General features: G+C 28.4%; 22 protein-coding genes. All 22 read left to right on the forward strand.

Going from position 1 to position 23,177, the window contains the following annotated elements:
* Positions 1–5 precede the first annotated feature (5 nt).
* The 22 genes from GPX08_RS02385 (at position 6) to GPX08_RS02490 (ending at position 23,157) form a co-directional block, all read left to right on the forward strand.
* The gene (locus tag GPX08_RS02385) at positions 6–1,307 is read left to right on the forward strand and encodes a glycosyltransferase (protein WP_156625075.1); all 1,302 of its coding nucleotides are present in this window, start codon (positions 6–8) and stop codon (positions 1,305–1,307) included.
* A complete protein-coding gene (locus GPX08_RS02390) occupies positions 1,258–3,285 on the forward strand; it encodes a hypothetical protein (RefSeq protein ID WP_156625076.1) in 2,028 nt (675 codons plus the stop codon). Before GPX08_RS02385 ends, GPX08_RS02390 begins: the two co-directional genes overlap by 50 nt.
* A 284-nt stretch (positions 3,286–3,569) precedes the next feature.
* Positions 3,570–4,415 (forward strand): glycosyl transferase, encoded by an 846-nt coding sequence (locus tag GPX08_RS02395; protein WP_156625078.1) that lies wholly within the window; start codon positions 3,570–3,572, stop codon positions 4,413–4,415.
* Between the two features lie 255 nt (positions 4,416–4,670).
* Complete coding sequence (locus GPX08_RS02400) at positions 4,671–5,222, forward strand: sugar transferase (RefSeq protein ID WP_156625079.1); 552 nt, start codon at positions 4,671–4,673, stop codon at positions 5,220–5,222.
* A gap of 161 nt (positions 5,223–5,383) precedes the next feature.
* Positions 5,384–6,061 carry a capsular biosynthesis protein gene (locus tag GPX08_RS02405; protein ID WP_156625080.1) on the forward strand — a complete coding sequence of 226 codons (678 nt, stop codon included), beginning with the start codon at positions 5,384–5,386 and terminating at the stop codon, positions 6,059–6,061.
* 15 nt (positions 6,062–6,076) lie between these two features.
* Positions 6,077–6,730, forward strand: a complete 654-nt coding sequence (locus tag GPX08_RS02410) for a polysaccharide biosynthesis tyrosine autokinase (protein WP_156625081.1) — start codon at positions 6,077–6,079, stop codon at positions 6,728–6,730.
* Between the two features lie 14 nt (positions 6,731–6,744).
* Positions 6,745–8,079, forward strand: a complete 1,335-nt coding sequence (locus GPX08_RS02415) for a nucleotide sugar dehydrogenase (RefSeq protein ID WP_156625082.1) — start codon at positions 6,745–6,747, stop codon at positions 8,077–8,079.
* Positions 8,080–8,538, forward strand: a complete 459-nt coding sequence (locus tag GPX08_RS02420) for a polysaccharide biosynthesis protein (protein WP_156625083.1) — start codon at positions 8,080–8,082, stop codon at positions 8,536–8,538.
* The gene (locus GPX08_RS02425; RefSeq protein ID WP_156625084.1) at positions 8,535–9,389 is read left to right on the forward strand and encodes a glycosyl transferase; all 855 of its coding nucleotides are present in this window, start codon (positions 8,535–8,537) and stop codon (positions 9,387–9,389) included. Before GPX08_RS02420 ends, GPX08_RS02425 begins: the two co-directional genes overlap by 4 nt.
* A 119-nt stretch (positions 9,390–9,508) precedes the next feature.
* Positions 9,509–10,264: a mannosyltransferase gene (locus GPX08_RS02430; RefSeq protein WP_156625086.1), complete on the forward strand. Its 756-nt coding sequence runs from the start codon at positions 9,509–9,511 to the stop codon at positions 10,262–10,264.
* A gap of 144 nt (positions 10,265–10,408) precedes the next feature.
* Positions 10,409–11,377 (forward strand): glycosyltransferase, encoded by a 969-nt coding sequence (locus tag GPX08_RS02435; protein WP_156625087.1) that lies wholly within the window; start codon positions 10,409–10,411, stop codon positions 11,375–11,377.
* Positions 11,370–12,818, forward strand: coding sequence for an oligosaccharide flippase family protein (locus GPX08_RS02440; protein WP_156625089.1), 1,449 nt, complete (start codon positions 11,370–11,372; stop codon positions 12,816–12,818). The genes GPX08_RS02435 and GPX08_RS02440 overlap by 8 nt, the downstream gene beginning before the upstream one ends.
* The gene (locus tag GPX08_RS02445; protein WP_156625091.1) at positions 12,778–13,260 is read left to right on the forward strand and encodes a beta(1,3)galactosyltransferase EpsH; all 483 of its coding nucleotides are present in this window, start codon (positions 12,778–12,780) and stop codon (positions 13,258–13,260) included. The genes GPX08_RS02440 and GPX08_RS02445 overlap by 41 nt, the downstream gene beginning before the upstream one ends.
* A gap of 1 nt (position 13,261) precedes the next feature.
* Positions 13,262–14,341, forward strand: a complete 1,080-nt coding sequence (locus GPX08_RS02450; RefSeq protein ID WP_156625093.1) for a glycosyltransferase — start codon at positions 13,262–13,264, stop codon at positions 14,339–14,341.
* Positions 14,342–15,209: 868 nt separating this feature from the next.
* Positions 15,210–16,454, forward strand: coding sequence for a hypothetical protein (locus tag GPX08_RS02455; RefSeq protein ID WP_156625095.1), 1,245 nt, complete (start codon positions 15,210–15,212; stop codon positions 16,452–16,454).
* 132 nt (positions 16,455–16,586) lie between these two features.
* Complete coding sequence (locus GPX08_RS02460; protein ID WP_156625097.1) at positions 16,587–17,513, forward strand: hypothetical protein; 927 nt, start codon at positions 16,587–16,589, stop codon at positions 17,511–17,513.
* Positions 17,514–17,563: 50 nt separating this feature from the next.
* On the forward strand, positions 17,564–17,917 hold the full coding sequence (locus GPX08_RS02465) for a PRD domain-containing protein (RefSeq protein ID WP_156625099.1): 354 nt from the start codon (positions 17,564–17,566) through the stop codon (positions 17,915–17,917).
* Between the two features lie 130 nt (positions 17,918–18,047).
* Positions 18,048–18,404: a DUF2620 family protein gene (locus GPX08_RS02470; protein ID WP_156625101.1), complete on the forward strand. Its 357-nt coding sequence runs from the start codon at positions 18,048–18,050 to the stop codon at positions 18,402–18,404.
* Positions 18,405–18,533: 129 nt separating this feature from the next.
* Positions 18,534–19,820: a hypothetical protein gene (locus GPX08_RS02475; protein ID WP_156625103.1), complete on the forward strand. Its 1,287-nt coding sequence runs from the start codon at positions 18,534–18,536 to the stop codon at positions 19,818–19,820.
* A 169-nt stretch (positions 19,821–19,989) separates the two neighbouring features.
* Positions 19,990–20,865: a phosphotriesterase-related protein gene (locus GPX08_RS02480; RefSeq protein WP_156625105.1), complete on the forward strand. Its 876-nt coding sequence runs from the start codon at positions 19,990–19,992 to the stop codon at positions 20,863–20,865.
* 10 nt (positions 20,866–20,875) lie between these two features.
* Entirely contained in the window at positions 20,876–21,979 is a 1,104-nt protein-coding gene (locus tag GPX08_RS02485; protein ID WP_156625107.1) for an aminotransferase class V-fold PLP-dependent enzyme, read from the forward strand.
* An 11-nt stretch (positions 21,980–21,990) separates the two neighbouring features.
* Positions 21,991–23,157: a YhfX family PLP-dependent enzyme gene (locus GPX08_RS02490; protein ID WP_156625109.1), complete on the forward strand. Its 1,167-nt coding sequence runs from the start codon at positions 21,991–21,993 to the stop codon at positions 23,155–23,157.
* Positions 23,158–23,177: the final 20 nt, after the last annotated feature.

Below are 23,177 nucleotides of genomic sequence, written 5' to 3' on the forward strand. Positions count from 1 at the left end.
TGACAATGCTTAATATATATTATTTTATTTTTATTTTATCAACATTATCTATATGGCTATCGGTGATTATTGGCATTATTTTTGTCTTTGGTGCAATTGGTTATGTCTCAAATGAAAGAAAAAACAAAGTTGATTTAAATAAATATAATGATAGATTACCTACAGTTACTATAATGATACCAGCTCATGATGAGGAAAGAGTTATAGCTTCAACCTTAGAAAAAATTTTAGATTTAAATTATCCAAAGCATTTGATTCAAATTATTGTAATAAATGATAATTCTTCTGACTCTACGGGAGAGGAAATTAAGAAAGTTCAAGATAATAATCCAGAAAGAATAATTAATGTAATTACTACTAACAAAGAAACTGGAGGAAAGGGTAAGGCATACGCCTTGAATTTAGCATTAAAAGAAGCAAAGGGAGAATGGATTTGTGTTTTTGATGCAGATGCAGCGCCAGAACGTAATACACTTAAGTTTCTTGTTATTAAAAGCTTTGAAAATAGAAAGTATGCAGCAGTTTTTGGAAGAAATAAAGCGAGAAATAGAAATAGAAATTTTCTTACAAAGTGTATAAATATTGAACTTGTTGTTTCTCAAAGAATTGTAAACCCTGGAAAGTGGCATTTATTTAAAATAGGACAAATTCCAGGAACTAACTTTATTATTAACAGGGGGATTTTACAAAAAGTTGGTGGATGGGATACTAAGGCTATTACAGAAGACACCGATTTAGGATTTTCTATAATGAAAAAGAATTATTTAATTGCCTATGAAAGTAGGGCAGAAGCCTATCAGCAGGAACCAGAAAAACTTTCCGTATATATAAAACAAAGAACTAGGTGGGCTAAGGGGAATATATACGTTGTATTTAAAAATTTACCTGACTTATTTTCTAAAGTTAATTGGAGAATTAAACTTGAAATTACATTTTACTGCTTAATTTATATATGGTTTTTAACATTTATTTTAATATCTGATGGGATTTTTATACTTAATATAGTAGCCATAATTGTTAATTTCCTAAATCCGTCATTGGATATTTTAAGTAAGCTTTCTTTAAATATAAACTTTAATTTTAACTTGTCTTTTATATTAATGTATTCATTATTTGTATTACAGATGAATGTTGCATTGGCAAGTGATAAGGGACAAAGTACATTAGAAAACTTCTTGATTTCTTGTGTATCATACTTTACTTATTCACAGCTTTTTATATTAATATCAATAAAGGCAGCTTATGGTTATATAACAGATGTTATTTTCAAAAGAGAAGCAAAATGGTATAAAACAGAAAGGTTTTAAAATTATGAAAGTGTATAAAAAAATTATATTATTACCAATATTATTTATATTTATTTTCACAATGGCTTCCACAAAAACTGTAGCAGCGGAAAAAATAGAGTCTAATGTCTATAGTTATAATTGGAATGAGGATACTTTATTAAGTGGAAGTGATCAAATTGGGAAAACATTTTATATTCCTCAAAATATGAATCCTTCTAATTTTGTTGTTACTTTAAAGATAAAACAGAGTCCAACATTAATTAAGGATTTATCTTCTATTTCAGTTTTAGTTAATAATACAAAGGTTTATTCTATTATGGTGGATAAAATAAATGCTAAGGGTGAATTAACTATTAAAGTTCCAGAAAATTTAATTGCTAAAGGTGAAAATTCAATTGTTATTAAAGGCTTTTTAAAGTCTACAAGAGAAAAGTGTGAAATTAATACTGATGTAAATTGGGTTGTTATAGAGAAGGGATCTTCTTTTAGTTTTAAATATACTAGAGTAGATAGTAAGGATATAAGCGATATTTTTGATAATACATATTACTCAGATGGTAAAAATGCAGAAGTTAATGTGGTATTACCAAATGAATTAATAGATTATAATTATTCTCAGATTTCATCAATTTCTTCTTTAATGGGATTTATTCATAAAAATAAAGAAGTAGATGTACATATTAATTCTTTAAAATATTCGGAGTTAAATACTATTGATAAAGAAACCATAGTACTTGGAACTGCAGAGCAAATCAAAGCTTTTAATAAAGGTTTGCTCACTAATGAAGAGTGGAAATCTGCAGAGGAAAATGGCTATATTGCTATAAGAAAAATAGGGAAAAAGAATCATTTTATAATTATAACATCAACAGAAGCACAGCTAGAGACCATGTGCAGAATGTTATCAAATAAGTCTTCTTTATCTCAAATAAAAGGCAATAACTATATTTTAGATGTAAATAAAATAGTTAACGAAAAAGAATTTAATATAAATCCATCATTAAATGACTTGGGTTATGAAAGTTCATCTCAAGTAGGAAATGGAATAAAGGCTTTTAATTATTATTTTACTATTCCAGCAAAAAAAATGTTAACTGAAAATAATAAGATAACATTTTATTATAGTTATTCTAATTTAGTAGATCATGATAATGGTTATGTTAATGTAGAGATAAATGGTGAAAATATTTTAAGCAAGAATCTATCAGTAGATAATAGTCAGGATAAATTGGAGTTTACTATTCCTGAAAAGTATTTTGACTATACTTCTTTTAATATTTCTTTGAAATTTAATTTAAAGCCTAACGTAGAAAATTGTACAGCTCAAAGTCATGATAATCTTTGGATAAAGGTTGATAGCATTAATAGCAATTTAAACCTGGATTTAAAGGATAGGGAAAAGTATTCTTTACTTAACTCTCAAGGTATTCTTCAAAATTCAAATGGAAGAGTTGAAGGAAGTATATTAGTTGATAGCTATGATAACTTATCACTAGATAGTATATGTCAAATATCATATTATTTAGGAAAGACTTCACAAGGTGTAAACAATCTTTATATAAATGAAGGAACTGATAAGGAAAGTGAAGGTGGAGCAGTATTTGCTTTAACTACAAGTCCTATTGTAAAAGATATGAAGGATAATCTTAGGATTCCAGTTTCAGATAATGGTGAGTTTATAAATAAGGATTTATTTATTCAAAATACTTCATCTTTAGGAGCTATTGAAATAACTTCAGATAATAAGCTTTTAATTATAGCTAGTGATAAAGATCAGCTTAATAATACTATAAAAAAGTATCCAGAGGCATTAAGCTCTAAAGATACAGTGATAATTAAAGATGGGGAAATAATTGATTATTTTGGAGATACAAAGGAGTCAGAAAACGAAATTTCAGGGTTAGTAAAAGTAAACTATGATGTTATATTAGCTCTAGGAGTAGTGTTAGGTGGGGCAATTCTTATATATATTATTTATTTAAAAAAGGTAAAATAATATATAATGAAACTTTAAATGGGCTCAATATAGCTTAATCCATATTAGAAGATTATATAATGAATGGTAAAATTAATGTTATGATTTAAGATATCAGAGAACAGAATAATTCTGGACTATGCTCCAGGGAACTAGAAAATTAGAAATTTTATAGTTCCCTGGAGTTTTTTTATGTAATAAATGAATTTTTGAGACATAAAATATACAAATGAAATTAACTTTAGTTAATTAAAAGCTATTAAATAGATAGTTAATTTTTATTATTAAGTGGTAGGGGAAATGAAATGAAGGGGGAAATAATTAAGGCATCAAAATATGTATTAAGTCATAAAGCATATATATTACTTACTGGGTACGTAAAAACTAAAAAAATTCCGAACCTTAAGGAACCAACAACATTTTATGATAAGATGCAATACCTAAAGATAAATAAAACCTTTAAAGAGTATAAATGTTATGTAGATAAATACTTAGTAAGAGATTTTATTGAGAGAGAGATAGGAGAGGAATATTTAGTTCCTTTAATAGGGAAATATTATAGTTGGGATGAGGTAGATTTTGATATTTTACCTGAGAAGTTTGTGTTAAAAGCTAACCATAGTTGTGGACAGAATATAATTTGCAAGGATAAATCTAGTATTGATAAGAAGAAAATTAAAAGGAAAATTAAAAGTTGGCTCCATGAAGATTTTTATTATAGGTTTAGAGAAATACAATACAAGAATATTAAACCAATAATTTTATGTGAAAAGTATCTTGAAGATAAGTCAGGAAATCTTATGGATTATAAATTTATTTGCTCAAAAGGAGAAGCTAAATATATTCAAGTAGATGTAGATAGGTATTGTGGTCATAAACAGAAGTATTATGATACTAAATGGAATGAATTAGATTGGAGCTATGGCTTTTCTAAATGTACAGATATTATAGAAAAACCATCAAAGCTTGATGAAATGCTTGAAATAACGATGAAATTAAGTAAAAGATTTGATTTTGTAAGGGTAGATTTATATTTTGTTGATGATAGGATATATTTTGGAGAATTGTCTTTTACTCCATCAGCAGGATTATTGATATTTAAACCTAAAGAGGTAAATCAAATAATAGGAGATTATATTGAAATAGATTAAGAGCTAATTTGGTAGCTCTTTTTTGATAGGTATATTTATATTAACCATTAATCTATTAATATAATTCAAGTCGATTTAAAAATTAATATTATGAGTGGAATAAGTGGTAATAAAGCAAAGCTTTATTCATAGTATAAACAAACAATTTATTAATATTAAAAAGGAAATTTAGAAAGTAAGAATGAGGGGAGTGTATAAATTTTAAATTTATATTTATATTTATATATTTGGCAGTTTATAAGGGGGTGAATTAGGATGTTATACTCAATTATTAAGAGGTTAATGGATAGAGTTGGAGCTTTTATTGGGATTATTATATTAAGTCCATTATTAATAATTGTAGCTATACTAATAAAGATAGATTCTAAGGGAAGTACCATTTTTTCACAAGTTCGAGTGGGGTATAAAGGAAGAGAATTTAAGATATATAAGTTTAGAACTATGGTAGAAGATGCAGAGGAACTGAAAAAAGATCCAAGAATAACTAAGATAGGTAAGTTTATAAGAAAGACAAGCATTGATGAATTACCACAATTATTAAATATACTAAGAGGTGATATGAGTATAGTAGGACCTAGACCAAGTCTTCCAGGTGAAGTTAAGAATTTCGATACTTGGATGCTAAAGAGACTTGAAGTGAAACCTGGTTTAACTTGTTATTGGCAAGTTAGTGGGAGAAATAATATTGAGTTTGATGATTGGATGAAACTGGATATTAAGTATGTAGAAGAGAGAAATTTATTTATAGATACAAAATTAATTTTAAAAACTACATTATTACTATTAGGTGATAAAAATGCTTTTTAATTATATGAACTATCTAAGGGATTAGAAATATTAAGGTTAAATTTCTAATCCCTTTAGTTTTTCGGTAATAATTCTCATTTAATAATAATATAATTTACAGAAAATCTACAGCAGGACCATAATCCTTTTAGAGATTAATAAAGGAAAAGGGGGGGGAAGTTATGGTAGATAACTATATTACTATAGAGGAGTTTCTAAAAATATTAAGAAAGAGGCTAAGGCTTATATTAATAATGATAATACTCTTTACAGCTGCATCTGTAATATTAAGCTTTTATGTAATAAAACCTAAGTATGAAGCATCAACAAAATTTTTTATAGGTAAAGAATCAATAGGAGAAAATCAATATTATAGTCAAAATGATGTAATTATGTATCAAAATCTTATGAAGACTTACTCTGAAATTATAAAAACTCCAGATATTCTAGCAAGTAGTATAAAAACATCAAATTTAAATATAGATGTTGATGATGTTACTGGAAAGTTAAAAGTAGTAGCTATTGCTGACACTCAAATTTTAGAAGTTAGTTATAGAAGCGTAGATACAGAAGAAGCTAAAAAAATTATTAATAGTCTTACGAATGAGTTTATTAAAATATCAAAAGAATTGGTTCCAAATGGCAATGTGAAGGTATTACAAAAAGTAAGGCTATCAGAAAATCCAGTTACACCTAACAAGAAAATTAATGTAGCAATTGGATTGTTCTCTGGAATGATGATTGGAGTTATATGTGCCTTTGTTCTAGAAATTTTAGATAAGACAGTTAGAGATAAAGAAGAGTTAGAAAATGATATTGATTTACCTATTATAGGAGAGCTACCTTTAACAGGTAAGTAAGAAGGAGGAAAAAATATGCTTGAAGTAGAAAAGTCATATACTTCTATGCTTGCTGAAAGCTTTAGAACACTTAAAACTAATATACAATATTCATCCTTAGATAAAAAATATAAGGTCATAGTAATTACTAGTTCTAAGCCTGGAGAGGGAAAAACCTTCGTTGCTTCTAATTTAGCAATAACCTTAGCACAAGGAGGTAAGAAGGTAATACTTATGGATTGTGATTTCAGAAGTCCAAGTATCCATAAAAAATTTAAGTATTCTAATATAACGGGTTTATCAGAGCTACTATTAGATAAGGAAAATTTTAATATATCTGAAAGAAAATATAATGATGATTTAGTTGTTATTACTTCAGGTAGAATGCCGCCGAATCCATCAGAAACATTAGCTTCAGAAAGAATGTCAGAGCTATTAGAAGAACTTAAAGAAGAATATGACTACATTATTTTAGATACACCTCCATTGCTTTTTGTTAGTGATCCTCAAGTAATTGCAACAAAAGCAGATGGAACTATTTTAGTAGTGAGGGCTGATAAAACTAAGAAATATGAAATTAAGGAATCATATAGAATTTTAAAGAATATAAATGCAAACATAATTGGAATGGTTTTAAATGGTTCAAAAATTAAGTCGAAAAAATATTATGGCAAATACGGTGGAAAGTAGTAGGAATGGGTTTTATGAGGATATCAATAGTAGGAACTGGATATGTAGGACTAGTTACTGGACTAGCCTTGGCTGAAGTAGGTCATTTTGTAACTTGTATAGATGTAAATAAAGAAAAGATTAGAAAGTTAAATATAGGAAAAGCTCCAATTTATGAAATAGGTTTAGAAGAATTATTAAGCAGAAATATTAAAGAAAAAAGAATTACTTTCACTGTTGATTATAAAAAAGCTTACAAAGAGCCAGATGTTATTTTTATTGCAGTAGGTACTCCAGAAAGAGAAGATGGTTCAGCTAATTTGGATTTTATATTTAATGCTTCTAGGGAAATTGCAAGAAATGTAGAGAAAGATACATTAGTAGTTATTAAATCTACTGTACCTATTGGAACTAATGATAGAGTACAAGATTTTATTAATGAAAATTTATCTAGTGGAGTGAAGGTTACTGTTGTTTCTAATCCTGAATTCTTATCTCAAGGAAGTGCCATAAAAGATACTTTAAATGGAAGCAGAATAGTAATTGGATCTAACTCAAAAGAAGCGGAGAATATATTAAAGGAAGTTTATAAAGACTTTAATCAGCCTATTATCACTGTAAATAGGAGAAGTGCAGAAATGATAAAATATGCTTCAAATGATTTTTTAGCTTTAAAAATTAGCTTTATAAATGAAATAGCAAATATTTGTGAAATTGTAGAAGCCGATATTGAAGAAGTAGCACTTGGAATGAGCTATGACAGTAGAATAGGAAATAGATTTTTAAATGCAGGTATAGGGTATGGAGGATCATGTTTTCCAAAGGATACTAAGGCCCTTCATTGGCTAGCTAATGATAATGGATACGAAATAAAAACTATAAAAGCAGCTATTGAAGTAAATGAAAATCAGAAGTTAAAGCTATTTAGGATGGCTAAAAAAAGGTTTGGTTCCTTAAAAGGAAAGAAAGTAGCAGTTTTAGGATTAACATTTAAACCTGAAACTGATGATTTAAGAGAGGCTCCATCAATTATTAATATTAGAAGGTTATTAGATGAAGGTGCTAATATAGTAGTCTTTGATCCAATTGGTAGTAAGAATTTGAAAAGATATATAAATGAAGAAATTATTATATGTAATAAGGTAGAGGAAGCTTTAATAGAGTCAGAAATAGTATTTATCTTTACTGAGTGGAAGGAAATTAAAAGTTTAGATATAGATTTATTTATTGAAGTAATGAAGACTCCTATTATATTTGATGGGAGAAATTGCTATAGCTTAGAAGAAGTAAGAAGGCATAAGGTGGATTATTATTCAATAGGACGAAAAGAAATTTTGAATTATAGCTTAGAGGATGAAGTTGGTGATTAAATGAAAAAGATTTGTTTTATAGCCTCAACTGGGGGGCACTTAGATCAATTAATGATGCTTAAGCCGATTATGGAAAAGTATAGTAGCTTTATAGTTACTGAAAAAACTAAGTACAAATCTCTTAAAGATATAAAAAAGGTTTATTATTTATTTCAAGTTAATAGAAGCGAAATTATATGGATTTTTAAATTATTATTAAATATTTTTATTAGCATGTGTATATTCATCGTAGAATGGCCAGATGTAGTAATATCTACAGGGGCTTTAGCTACTATTCCAATGTGCATATTAGCTAAGATTTTTATGAAGAAGGTTATTTATATTGAGTCTTTTGCTAAGATTAGTAGTCCAACTTTAACAGGGAAATTAATATATAAATTTGCAGATGAATTTTATGTTCAATGGGAAGAAATGCTTAATATTTATCCAAATGCAATATATAAGGGGGGAATATATTGAAGAGAACCATACGAAAGATTTTCACATATATGCCTGACAGGCTTGTTATGCAAATAGATAACTTAAGGACTTATGGTAGATTTCTAAATTTAAATAATCCTAAGTTTTATGGAGAAAAGATACAATGGATTAAGGCTTATGGAAATCTTGATAGGTTTACTAATTTAGTAGATAAATACTTAGTTAGAGATTTTATTAAGAAAAAAATAGGGGAAGAGTATCTCCCAAAGATAATTAGTGTATATGATGATGTTAATGAAATTAATTATGAAATTTTACCTAATAAGTTTGTATTAAAAATGAATGATGGATCAGATAAAAATATAGTTTGCAGGGATAAATCATTACTGGATATTGATGATACAAACAATAATCTTAGAAAACTATTTAATGAAGATTATTATAAATATACTAAGGAACCACAATATAAAAACATAAAAAAGAAGATTATTTGCGAGGAATTCTTAGAAGATAAAAATGGTGGATTAGTTGAGTATGGATTGCATTGCTTCTCTGGTAAGGCCCAGTTAATTGAAGTTCATACAGGAAGATATAAGGATTATAGAGAGGATTTTTATGAACCTAATTGGACAAGACTTCTTGTAGGTGGAAAAGCTAAGAGCTCTTTTAAAAAATTTAAAAAGCCTGTGTTTTTAGATAAGATGATTAGACTTAGTGAAGAATTAGCTAAGGACTTTGTATATGTAAGAGTTGATTTTAATGCTGTAGATGAAAAGTTGTATTTTAGTGAATTAACTTTTACTCCATCTAATGGAACAGATAAGTTTAAGCCTTTAGAAGAAGATCTAAGATTAGCTAAGCTTATTGATTTAAAGAAATATAATAAGTAGGTTTTAAAATAAAAGCAAAATAGTAATAGGGAAATTATTTAGATTTAGTAATTTAGATAATATTTCTTTGTATAAGGATTTCTTTGAATAAGTTTAAAGAGATTTTAGTGGAGGTTGAAATGAATAGTATTCCTAAGATAATACATTATTGTTGGTATGGTGGAGGTAAAAAACCTCAATTAATTGCAGATTGTATTTCAACTTGGAAAAAATATTTACCAGAATACAAGATAGTAGAATGGAATGAAAATAACTTTAAAGTAGAGGAGTTTGATTTTGTATATAAGGCTTATAAAGACGGAAAGTGGGCATTTGTATCTGATTATAGCAGGCTTTGGGCTTTATATAAATATGGTGGAATCTATTTAGATACTGATATGGAAGTATTAAAGCCACTTGATGATTTGCTTAAACATTCTTCCTTTGGTGGATTAGAAGATACTCAGATTAATTGCGCAATCTGGGGCTGCAGAATAGGGGACAGATTTATAGGAGAGGTCTTAAAGTATTATAATAATTTAAATTATGATGACTATAAAGATAGCCTTAAGGATTTAGCAATACCTATTCATTTAACTAAAGTGGCAAGAGAAAATGGATATAAAGAAGTAGAAAATAAATTAATTTATGCAAAAGAAGTAGATGATGAAGTTAATTGTAACAATGGAGATGTTAAATACTTTTTAGATAATGTAGCTATTTATCCTAAAGAATATTTCTATCCTAAGAGACATGCTTGGCAAGAACCAGTAATTACAGAAAATACTTATACTATTCATCATTATGAAGGTGCTTGGAGAAAACCCCATCAAATACTTAGATCCAAGGTCAAAGAAAAAATATTAAAAGTTTTTAGGACTTTTAAAGATAAATAGCATAAGTATAATATAATCTAAATTTTTATATATTCATTAGAGAGGTACGGAAGTTATATTTAGTTAGTATAAGTAATATTATTAAAGATTAAATCTTTAAACTTAGAGTATTAGAAAGATAAAAATATATTAAAGAGGAAAATGATGATAACTATAATTTTACCTATATATAATGTGGAAAAGTATTTAGAGAAATCACTGAAAAGTATATTAGACCAAAGTTACAAGGATTACGAATTAATAGTTGTAGATGATGGTTCTACTGATAAGAGTTTAAAGATTCTAAATAAGTATAAGAGTAAGTTTCAAAAAATAAGAATATTTACTCAAGATAACATAGGTGTTTCTGAAGCTAGAAATTTAGCTTTAAGCCATGCAAAAGGTGATTATATCTTATTTGTAGATTCTGACGATTTTCTAAAGGAAGATATGGTTGAAAAAATGGCTTGCAAGGCTAAAGAAAGTCAGTCAGATATAGTGATTTCTAATTACTATCTTTATTATGAAGAAAATAAATTTCACAAAGCTATAAGTGATATGCCGAATATTATTACTTATCAGAGTGGCCAAGTTGTTGATATGATGCTTAGATATAAGTTTCAAGGGCAGCTTTGGAATAAATTATTTAAGCATAGTCTTTTAAAAGAAAATGATTTTAGTTTTGAAAAGGGAAGGTATATTCAAGATATATTTCCAGTTTTCAAAGTTATTAATAAGGCTAAGAAAATAACTTATATAGATGATGAGTTATACTTTTATAGGCAAAGGGAAGGCTCCACTGTTAATAAGCGTAATAAGAAGCTAACTGAAGATTTCTATCATGCTATGACTAGCATTATAAATTATATTGAGGAAAATGAGATAGATGTTAATAAGAAAAGTCTTAAAATTTTTAAGAGTAATGTATTTTCTTATTTTATTTATCACTACACTAATGAAGATTTAAAAAATAATTATAGGAAATTTAAGAAATCACAGTATAAGAACTTAAATATGAATTTTAGTGAGTTTTTATTCTTAAAAGGATTATCTTATAAGGATAAGCTTAGGGTGGGTTTATGGAAGATGGGCTTATTCAATATTATAAAGAAAGTAAAGAGAAAGTATGAGTAATAAAAGAATTATTAAGAATTACATGTATAACATTATTTATGAAACACTAATTTTAATATTACCTTTTTTAACTGCTTCATATATTTCCAGAGTTTTAGGGGCAGATGGGATAGGGGGAAGTGATTATTCAGCTTCTTTTGCAGTAGTATTTTCTATATTTGGAAAGCTTGGAATAGATAGATATGGTAGTAAGCATATAGCTTATAAAAGGGATGATAAAGAGAAGAGGACAGAAACTTTCTTTAATATATGGTTTCTCCAAGTAATTGCAACATCAGTATCTACAGTGATGTATATTATATTTTTCTTAAGCCTAGGTAAGTCACTATTTCTATTATTGTTATTACAGCTTCCAATAGTTTTATCTGCATTTTTAGATATTAGTTGGTTTTATATAGGTCTTGAAAATTTCAAGAAGATAGTAGTGAGGAATACAATAATTAGGGTGATAAGTGTAATTTTAATATTTACCCTAGTTAAGAGTTATGATGATTTAAATATTTATATTTTAATTAATTCTTTAGCTAGCTTTTTTGGGTGTTTTACTTATTGGGTTTCCCTTTCTAATCATATAGGCAAGCTTAATTTTTCTAAGGTTAATATTAAACCATATTTAAAGGAGTCTTTAGTTTATTTCCTTCCACAAATATGTATTCAGCTTTATACTGTTGCAGATCAAATTATAGTAGGGTCATTAACTACATTAACTGATGTTGGATACTATTCTCAAAGTTTAAAGGTGCCTAAGATGTCTTTAGCTTTTATAACATCCTTAAGTACTGTTCTTATGCCTACTATAGCTAATCTTTATGAGAAAAATAATATTGAAAGTATAGGAAAGTATTTAAAAAAATCTTTAGAAATAACTATATGTATAGGGGTGTTTGGAGCAAGCTCCATGGCAGCAGTTGCAAATAAGTTTGTACCAGTGTTCTTTGGAGAAAAATTTAATTTAATTACTCCATACATGATGACTATTAGTTTAATAGCGATAATTATACCTGTTGGACTAGTGTTTACAAATCAATTTATTATCCCAACGAGCAAGAATAAGGAGTATATGATTCCTATTTTTTCAGCAGCAATAGTAAGTCTTACTTTGAATTTTATTCTTATTCCTTTTGTAGGGATAGTAGGTGCAGTAGTTACAGTGGTGTTATCAGAAGTTACTGCTACTCTATTAAAAATTATTTTAGTAAGGAAATACTTAGATATAAAAATGCTATTTAAGGGTACTTATATTTACTTCTTATTTGGAGTAATAAATTTTGTTCTAGTAAATGTTTCTACTCATTTCTTGGAAACTAATTTTATTTCATTAATAATAAGTTGTTTCTTATGTTGTGCATGCTTTGGCACATTAATGGTAATTTTCAATAATCCTATTAAGGAGGCGTTATATGATATTTATAACCGTTGGCACTCAAAGATTTCAATTTAATAGATTACTTAAAGCAGTAGATAAATTAATAGAAGAAAAAAAGATAGAAGAAGAGGTTTTTGCCCAAATTGGATATAGCACCTATAAGCCTAAGCACTTTGAATTTAAGGAGTTTATAAATGGAGAAGAATATAATGAGATTTTAGAAAAAGCTGAAATAGTTATAACTCATGGAGGGACAGGAACTATAATTAAGGCTGTTAAGCTTTCTAAGAAGGTAATTGCAGTTCCGAGACTTAAAGCTTTTTTAGAACATGTAGATGATCATCAAATTCAAATAATTAATGAGTTTAGTGAAGTTGGATTTTTAGAGAAAGTTGAAGATTTAAATTCTTTAGGTGAAGCCATTTTTAACATAAGAAAGCGTAAGTTTAAGGAATATGTATCTAATACAAGTAATATAATTCTTCAAATAGAAAAAAGTATAGAGGGTGATATCTAGTTTGAATATTTTATATATAAATAACTCTGTACATTTAGGTGGAGATACTAAATGTATATTTAAACTTTGTAAGGAAATGAAAAATAGAAATAAGGTTATAGTAGCAAGTTCAGGAGGTACTCTTCTTAAGGATTTTTTGAAACTAGGAATTAAACATTATGAAATTAAGAATTCAAGTATATTTAATATCTTCTATATATTACTTAATATATTTAAGATTAAAAAAATAGTTAGGGAAGAAAATATTCAACTAATTCATAGTCACCATAGGCTAACAACCTTTATATCAAAAGTAGTTTCATTTTCTACAGGTGTGAAGGTAGTTCATACACAACATGTATGTATTAATGATAAGTTCTTTTTCACTAGATTAGCCTTAAGGAATATTGATATTATTTCTGTAAGTGATGGAGCTAAAAATATTTTAGTTAAAGATGCTAAGTTAGATAGAAATAGAATTACTACAATATATAATAGCGTTGAATTAGAAAATGAAAATAAAATTGTTGATAGCCTTTTAATAGATAATAAAAAGATGTATTTTACTATAGCTCAAATAGGAAGGCTTGTTGACTATAAAGGAATATATGATTTTGTTGATATTGCAAAGGAAGTAATTTCAACTAATGAAGATATTAGGTTTTTCTTAATTGGAGATGGTGCTGAATTTGGAAAGCTAAAAAGTTATATAAAGAAAAATAACCTAGATGAGTATGTATATATGCTTGGCAGTAAAGATAATGTAATTGAGCATCTTAAGTATGTGGATTTAGTTTTACTTTGTTCATATATAGAGGGGCTACCTTTAGCTCCGATAGAAGCCTTTTCGCAAAGAATTCCTGTAATAGCATCAAGTATTCCAGGAACTTCAGAAGAAATTGTAAATGGAATCAATGGATTTCTAGCGCCAGCAAAGGATATAAGTACCTTTGCAAAAAGAATAAATGAAGTTTACTCAGATAAGGAATTATATAAATCATTAAAAAGAGGAGCTTATAGAAGCTTTATAATGAATTTTACATCGGAAAAATATATAAATTCACATTTGAAATTTTACAAAAAAGTTTATAAGAGGGATTAAATGTACAGGCTGCTGTCATATATTATTCTTAATCTCCGTCGCAAGCTCCAAGTCGATTTTCAAATAATATATGACAGCAGCCAAGAACAATTTAATATTGGAGATTATGGGATACTGAAGGAAGAAATTCGGGCGGAGCTGAATTTCAAAAATTATTGTGACTTATTAACTTATAATTGTTAATAGAGCACAGCTCCAAGTCGGCTTACGCATAATATGTTACAGAGTCCAAGTACAATTTAATATTGAAGATTATTAAATACTAAAGGAAGAAATTCAGGCTTAGCTGAATTTCAAAAATTATTGTGAATGGTTAACTTATAATTGTTAATGGAGTATGCTCCAAGTCGACTTACGCATAATATGTTACAGAGTCCAAGTACAATTTAATATTGAAGATTATGGGATACTGAAGGAAGAAATTCAGGCGTAGCTGAATTTCAAAAATTATTGTGACTAGTTAACTTATAATTGTTAATGGAGCTGTGCTCCAAGTCGGCTTACGCACAATATGTTAAAGACTCCCAGAGTAATTTAATCTTGAGATTAGGGATACTGAAGGAGGAAATTCAGGCGAGCTGAATTTCAATGATTAAAGTGAGGAGTTAACTGATGATTGTTAATAGTATTATGGCTCCAAGTCGACCTACGCATAATATGTTACAGAGTCCAAGTACAATTTAATATTGGAGATTATGGGATACTGAAGGAGGAAATTCAGCGAGATGACTTTCAATGATTAAAGTGAGGAGTTAACTGATGATTGCTAATAGTATTATGGCTCCAAGTGAATCTACGCATAATATATATTTAAAGTTAAGTAAGAGAATAATTTATAATTATTAATTATAAAAACAGGTGGGATGGTATGAATAACGATGTTTTTAATTCTGGAGTTATGACTAAGAGGGGCTTGTTTAATAGGACTAGTGATTTAGAAATTGGAATGGATGAAGTAACTAAGAATTATAGTAAAGAGAAGTTAATAATTATATTATTCTTTGCAATTTTTATTATGAGTCAGGGAATAAGGGGATATTTAAATAATATTACAGGTAGTAGTATTTTTAATTACCATGGGGTGCCTGTAGCTATAATTTTCTTTATGTTCCTTCAGAAGAGGAATAAGTTTAGTAAAGCTAATATAGTAATTTTTCTTTCAATATTATCATTATGCCTTATTGGATTTTTGAAGAATAGATATGGGTTTTCAGATTTATTTAGGACTATTATTGGATTTGTAGCTCCTATGATGATTTTGCTTATTGATTATAGAGATATTGATATGAAGTATGTTTTTCCTAAGATCTATAAGTATTTTAATATTTTTATTTACTGTACCTTTTTTATTCAAGTTATTATGTCTATTAAATTAGGTAGGACAGGTGGAGTTGTAGGACATCCTTTAACCTCAGGATGGTATTATGGTATATTTATAAGCTTTAATATGATTTATTATAAGTATTTCAAAGGAAAAGGAGATCATTTAATTATAATAGATATAATAGTTGCCTTAACTGGAACAGTGCTTGCAGCAGGAAGGATGTCTCTATTTGCAGTAATATTTTTAGGGGTTATTTATACTTTTTCTTGTTGTAGAAGAAGGAGTATTCCTTATCTGATTCTTCCGGTTATTTTAGGAGTGTTTTTGTCTACAGAGATAGTTGATAAATTTATATGGGACAAGTTCGAAGAAACAGCTGCTTGGGGAGATGTTACTAATGGTAGAATGCTTGGAATTAGGGACATGATGTTTTTTAGTATATTTCCAAAATTTTTACTAGGTCGAGGGTTAGGTTATTCAAATTATGTTAGCCAATATCTTTTTGGGGTAGTTAATTTTGAAAATCCAATTATAATGTTTGCCTTTGATTATGGAATCTTAACAACTATATTTGTTATTGTATTGTTACTTATAATTCCTATAGGCAGTTTTATCAATAGAAAAAATTATCTTTTAGCTATTAATTTTATCTGTCTTTTTATTATTCCCTTTACTTATAATGGACTAGCTGAGACAGTAGGAATATTTATAGTTTTAACATTTTTGATTTATATATTTTTAACTTTAAATTTTAGTATAATGAAATCTTCAGATACCTCAGGTGAATAAAAAAATGGATTTTTCTTATATTCTAGGATAAATAAAATTTAAATATTTAATTTTCTAAAAACTATTGCAAATGTATTCATAAGATGTTATTATGATTATACAAAATATTGTATATTGAAACGAGGTGATAGAGTGGATGTTCAAAGTAAGCTTATGCAGAAGCTTGGAATAACTATTAACTCATTAGCAGTAGAGTTTTTAGAATTGAATGAAGGCGATAGAATAAAAACTGTAGCAGAGCTTGCAGAAACTTATGAAACAGCTAGGGGAACTATCCAGTCTGCCATAAAGTTTCTAAAAGAACAAGATGCCATAACTTTAGAGTCAAGAGGACATTTAGGAACCTTTATTAAGGAGATAAATTATATAAGACTTCTAGAGTTAACTGGAATTAAATCATTAGTAGGTGTTATGCCACTTCCATACTCTAAGAGATATGAAGGACTAGCTACTGGGATATGTAAATGCTTAAATGATAATGGAGTTAACACTAACCTTGCTTTTATGAGAGGATCTAATCACAGATTAAAGGCATTAGAAGATGGTAGATATGATTTTGCAGTAACTTCAAGATTAACAGCTGACTTCTATTTAGAACAAAATAAAGATATTCAAATTATTAAGACTTTTGGAGACTTTAGTTATGTTAATGAACATATTATGGTAGTGTCTAAAAATTTTGATGGTAAGTTCAAAAAGGGTACAAGAGTTGGAATAGATACATCATCTATAGACCAATTTATGCTGACTAAAACTTATTTTGAAGATTTAGAAGTTGAATATGTTAAATTAAACTATAGTCAGTTTATTACATCTCTTAAGGAAGATAAAATAGATGCAGCAATATGGAATTTAGATGACTTAGAAGATAGGCAAGATGATATTAAATTTATGCCATTAAACAGACAAGAAAAAAACATAAAAGATACTGAAGCAGTAATAATAGCTAATAAAAATAACTCTATAGTACCAGCACTTTTTTCTAGAGTTTTAGATATTGAGGATGTGAAGAAGTATCAAAGACTAGTTATGGATAAAAAGATAATGCCTCAATACTAGAGGTATTTATTCAATGAAAGTACAAAAAAATGTATATTGGAGGTTTTTTTATGGAGTTAACAACAAGATTAAATATATTAAGGGATGCATCATTATTATCAGAAAAAAATTATAATAAGATATTAGAAGTAATCAAATATTTTGAAGAAGTAAAAAATATTAAACTTAATGAAGAAAATGCTTCAATGTTCATAACTCATTTATGTTCTGCTTTAGAAAGAATAGATAAAAATGAAACTGTTAATGATTTAGATGAAGTAGTTCTTGAATCTTTAAAACTTGAAGAAAGCTACAATTCTGCTGCCTTTATTGTAAAGGATTTAAAAGAGTTTTTAGGTGAAATACCAGATGAAGAAGTGAATTATATAATAATGCATATTTGCACATTGTTAAGTCAATCATAAAATTTAAAGAAGCGTGTATAGAAATTATAAGCATTAATACTGAAAAAATATAATAATTTAAAAATAAACTATATAAGTTAATAATTAAAGATTTTAAATATAAAATAATTTATAAATGGAGGAAAGAAAAATGAAGAGAATAGTTATTGGCGGACAAATTGATAAGCAAAGAGTGGCTGATATTACAGCTAAAATTGCAGGAGACAAGGCTTCAATTGAAATAAAAAGTGATATTGAAGCAGCAATGGCAATTAAAACTGGAGCAGCAGATTTCTATTTAGGAGCATGTAATACTGGTGGTGGTGGAGCTTTAGCTATGGCAATTGCTTTACTTGGTATGGGAGATTGTGCAACTGTTTCAATGCCAGGAAATATTAAAAGTGAAGCAGAAATAAAGGCTGAAGTTGAAGCAGGAAAAAGAGCTTATGGATTTACAGCACAACATGCTGAAGAAGTTATACCAGTTATTCTTAAATATATTCTTTAATATAAATTTTCAATTGCATAATAGTAGATAGTTGTAGTTAATTTGTTAAAAGAGATTCGATAAGCAATTAATAGTCTTAGTTATTTTATTAATTTAAATATTATTTATAAACTTTAGGAGGAATCATTTATGCAATATGTAATAATAGCACTTTTAGGTGCACTAGCAGCAATTTTATCTAATACAGGTGTTGCTGTATTCAATGATGGTTTTAGAGCAATAGTTCCAGAATACCTAGAAGGTAGAATGGACAAGAAAGCTTTAGCAGCAACTTCTTTTGCAATTAGCTTTGGATTAGTTATTGGTTTTGGTATTCCAGTTTCAATAGCTGCATCTATTATCTTAATTCATAGTATCTTATTAGGTACTGATATCATTGGATCTTTCTGTCCAAGTGGTAAAAAAGGAATGGTTATTTCAGGAGTAGTAGGAGCTGCTTATGGTATTGGTATAGTTTATGGATTACAATTCGTAGTTGATTTATTTGCTAAGTTACCAGTTAATTTCTTAGAACCATTAAAGCAAGTTGGTACTCCAATTACAGTTGCTTTTGCAGTTTTCCCAGCTTTAGTTGTTGCATATCAATTCGGAACAAAGAAAGGTTTTTTAACTGGATTAGTAGCATTATTAGTTAGACAAATTACTGTTATTTATGGAACATTCTCTGTAAATGGTATGAATATAAAATTAGATGCTGAAGGTATGGCTTTACTTGCAGGTATGATAATCATGATTATATTTGCTGTTCAAGAAAAACCAGATCCAAATGCAGCAAAGGTTGATTTAGCTGCAATATTCGCAGAAAGAGTTAAGAAAATTAAAAAGAACTTACCTATATTAGCATTAATGGGTGGATTAATTTCTGCAGCAACTAGCTTAAGCTTAGTAGCTGGTGACCCAATTAGTTTAAATCTTTTAGCAGAAGGAAAAAATACTGAAGCTGCTATGACTGCTTTAGCAAGAGGTATAGGATTTATTCCACTAGTAGCTACAACTGCAATTTCAACAGGTGTATATGCACCAGCTGGTATGACATTTGTATTCGTTGCTGGATTCTTAATTGGAAACCCAATATTAGCGTTCGTTGCAGGTGCTGCAATTATGGCATTAGAAGTTTACTTCCTAGATGGATTAGCTAAGCTTATGGACAAGTTCCCAGGAGTTAGAAAGTGCGGAGATAATATAAGAACTGCAATGAGTAAAGTGCTAGAAGTTGCATTATTAATAGGTGGTATGATGGCTGCTCAAGCTATGGCACCAGGACTTGGATTATTCGCAGTAATCGGACTTTATGTATTAAACAAAACTTCAAAGAAACCAATAGTAGATATGGCAGTAGGTCCAGTTGGAGCAATTGGAGTAGGAATTTTAATTAACATATTATACTTAGTTGGACTATACGTACTTCCAGTTTAAAATACATTTTTCTGTACATTCATTTATCTAAATAGATGGTGCTGTCGCACAATGAAAAATTAAGAATGAATAATGAAAAATCAATAATTCTTAATTTGGGCTGTTTGTGCTACAGCACCGTCCTTTAGGAAAATAATAATAAAAGATGGTAATAAGGAGGGATGTTTATATGGAAAGAGAAATAATTTATGCCCACGAGCATGTAACTATAGATTTATCTGGAGTAAAAAAAGATGCAGATTGTTTCTTAAACAATAAGAATCAAACTATTGAAGAGTTTAAAGCTTTAAGAAGTAAGGGAGTTTCTACTATTATAGATGTTACTAATAGAGGAATGGGTAGAAGCACGGAATATGTTAGGGAAGTTATTAAAGAAACAGGTATAAATATTCTTCAAGCAACAGGATATTATAAAGAGCCATTTTTACCTGAAGAAGTATATAAATTAAATACTAAGGAAATGGCTAAAATCTTAACAGATGAAATTGTTATTGGAATAGATGGGACTAATACAAAGGCTGAAGTTATAGGAGAAATAGGAACTAGCTTAAATAAAGTTGAAGAAATGGAGCTTAAGGTTTTTGAAGCTTCTTCAAGGGCTCATATAGAAACTGGAAAACCAATAATTACTCATACTACTTTAGGAAAGCTTGGACTTGAACAAATTAAAATATTTAAAAAGTTTAATGTAGATTTATCTAAGGTAACTCTTAGCCATATAGATTTAAGTGGAGACTTAGATTATATGATTAGATTACTTGATACAGGAGTTAATATTGCCTTTGATACAATAGGTAAAAATAATTATCAACCAGATGAAGATAGAGCAAAATGGTTAAAAGAATTATGTGATAGAGGATATAGCAATCAAATAGTTATGTCTATGGATATTACTAGAAAATCACACTTTAAAGAAAATGGTGGACTTGGATATAGTTATTTAATAGATAACTTTTTACCAAGATTATATGAAAAAGAAATCTCTAACAAGCATATAGAAAACATGCTAGTTAATAATATAAAAAATATTTATAACCTGAAGTAGGAGGAAAGTTATGAAGACATACCCATTGCACTCAATAAGTTTAGAAGAAGCAAAGAAATTACAATTTAAAATAATAGATACAATAACAAAGCATTTTGATGGCAGAGAAGTTTTATCTCTAGGAGACTTAGGTGTAGTAAAGGGACTTAATAAGCCAACTTACACAAAGAAGGTTGAAAGTGTTTTTGCAGAAGTTTTTGATGCTGAAGCAGCAATACTAGTAAGGGGAGCAGGAACTGGTGCTATAAGATGGGGACTAATTAGCTTTATGAAAAGTGGAGATACTATTTTAGTTCATGATGCGCCAATTTATCCAACTTCAAAGGTTACTATTGAAACTATGGGACTTAATATTGTTACGGCTAACTTTAATGATATTGAAGATGTTAAAGAAGTAATTGAAAAACATCCAGAAATAAAGGGTGCCTTAGTTCAAAATACTAGACAAAAGATAGATGATTCTTATGATTTTGAAGAAGTGATTACTACTATAAAGGAAGCAAATGAAAATATAAGAATAGTTACAGATGATAATTACGCTGCTCTTAAGGTCAAGAAGATAGGTAATCAATGTGGAGCAGATCTTGGAAGCTTTTCTTGCTTTAAAATATTAGGACCAGAAGGTGTTGGAGTTTTAATAGGAAAGAAAGACTTAATAGATAAGGTTTATTCTTTAAATTATTCAGGTGGAAGTCAAGTTCAAGGACATGAAGCTATGGAAGCTTTAAGAGGATTAGTTTATGCTCCAGTTGCTTTAGCAATTCAATCAGAAGTTAATGAAGAGTTAGTTACTAGACTTAAGAGTGGAGAAATTCCAGAAATTAAGGATGCTTTCTTAGCAAATGCTCAATCTAAGGTATTATTAGTAGAGTTTAATGAAAATATTGCCGAGGAAATATTAGATCTAACTACTAAATATGGTGCTGCATCTCATCCGGTAGGTTCTGAATCTAAGTATGAGTTTGTTCCAATGATGTATAGAGTTTCTGGAACCTTTAGAGCTGCAGATCCAACTCTTGAAAAAAGAATGATTAGAATAAATCCAATGAGAAGTGGTGCAGATACAATTATAAGGATTTTAAGAAGTGCAATAGAGGAAGTAAAAAGTAAATAGGGGGAGTAAATATGTTTCTTGAAAAAACTGTAGAAAGAAATAAAGAATTAGTTCAAGCTGCATTTAAGCTCCATAAAGAAGGATTAATTTTACCTGACACATATGTTATAGATTTAGATACATTAGTTGAAAATGCTAGAAAGATTAAAGAAGAAGCAGATAAGTATGGAATTAAGCTTTATTTCATGACTAAGCAAATAGGTAGAAATCCTGTAATTTCTAAGGAATTTATGAAGCTTGGTTATGATGGGGCGGTAGTAGTAGATTTCAAAGAAGCTGAAGTAATGATTGATAATAATATTAAGATTGGTCATGTTGGACATTTAGTTCAAATTCCTAAATCATTAGTTGAAAAAGTAGTTAAGTCAAAACCTGATTACATAACTGTTTATACTATTGAAAAGGCTAAAGAAATTAATGAAGCTTGTGAAAGACTTGGCCTTAAGCAAAATATTATGTTAAGAGTACTTGGAGAAAATGACAATTTATATTCAGGACAATATGGTGGGTTTAAATTAGAAGAACTTAAGGAAATAGGAAGAGAATTATTAAAGCTAAAGAATTTAAATATTGCTGGAATAGCATCTTTCCCATGTTTTCTATATGATGAAGCAAGTAATGAGATTAGAAGAACTAAAAATATAGATACGATAAAAGAAGCAAAAGCAATACTTGAAAAGGAATTTGACATAAAGATAGAGCAACTAAATATGCCTTCAGCTACTTGTGTAAATTCTATAAAGAAAATAAGTGAAGAAGGTGGGACTCATGGGGAGCCAGGACATGGGTTAACAGGAACAACTCCTTATCATAAAGAAAATGAGGCTGAAGAAATACCAGCAATGGTTTATGTAACTGAAGTATCTCATAACTTATTAGACAAAGGATATTGTTATGGTGGAGGTCACTATAGAAGATCTCATGTGGAAAATGCTTTAGTAGGTGAATCTATTGAGAACTACAAAATGGTTAAAGTAACGCCACCTACAGATGAGAGCATAGATTATCACTTTGAACTATCAGAAAATTGTAATGTTTCAGATACAGTAGTTATGGCCTTTAGAACACAAATATTTGTTACTAGAAGCAATGTTGCCTTAGTTAAGGGAATTAATAAAGGTGAACCTGAAATAGTTGGAGTTTATGATTCTCAAGGAGTAGAGATTAAAATTAAATAGATAATAATTACTAAAATAAA

The organism is Clostridium tertium (genome assembly GCF_902652255.1).
In the GTDB taxonomy this organism is placed as follows: domain Bacteria; phylum Bacillota; class Clostridia; order Clostridiales; family Clostridiaceae; genus Clostridium; species Clostridium tertium_A.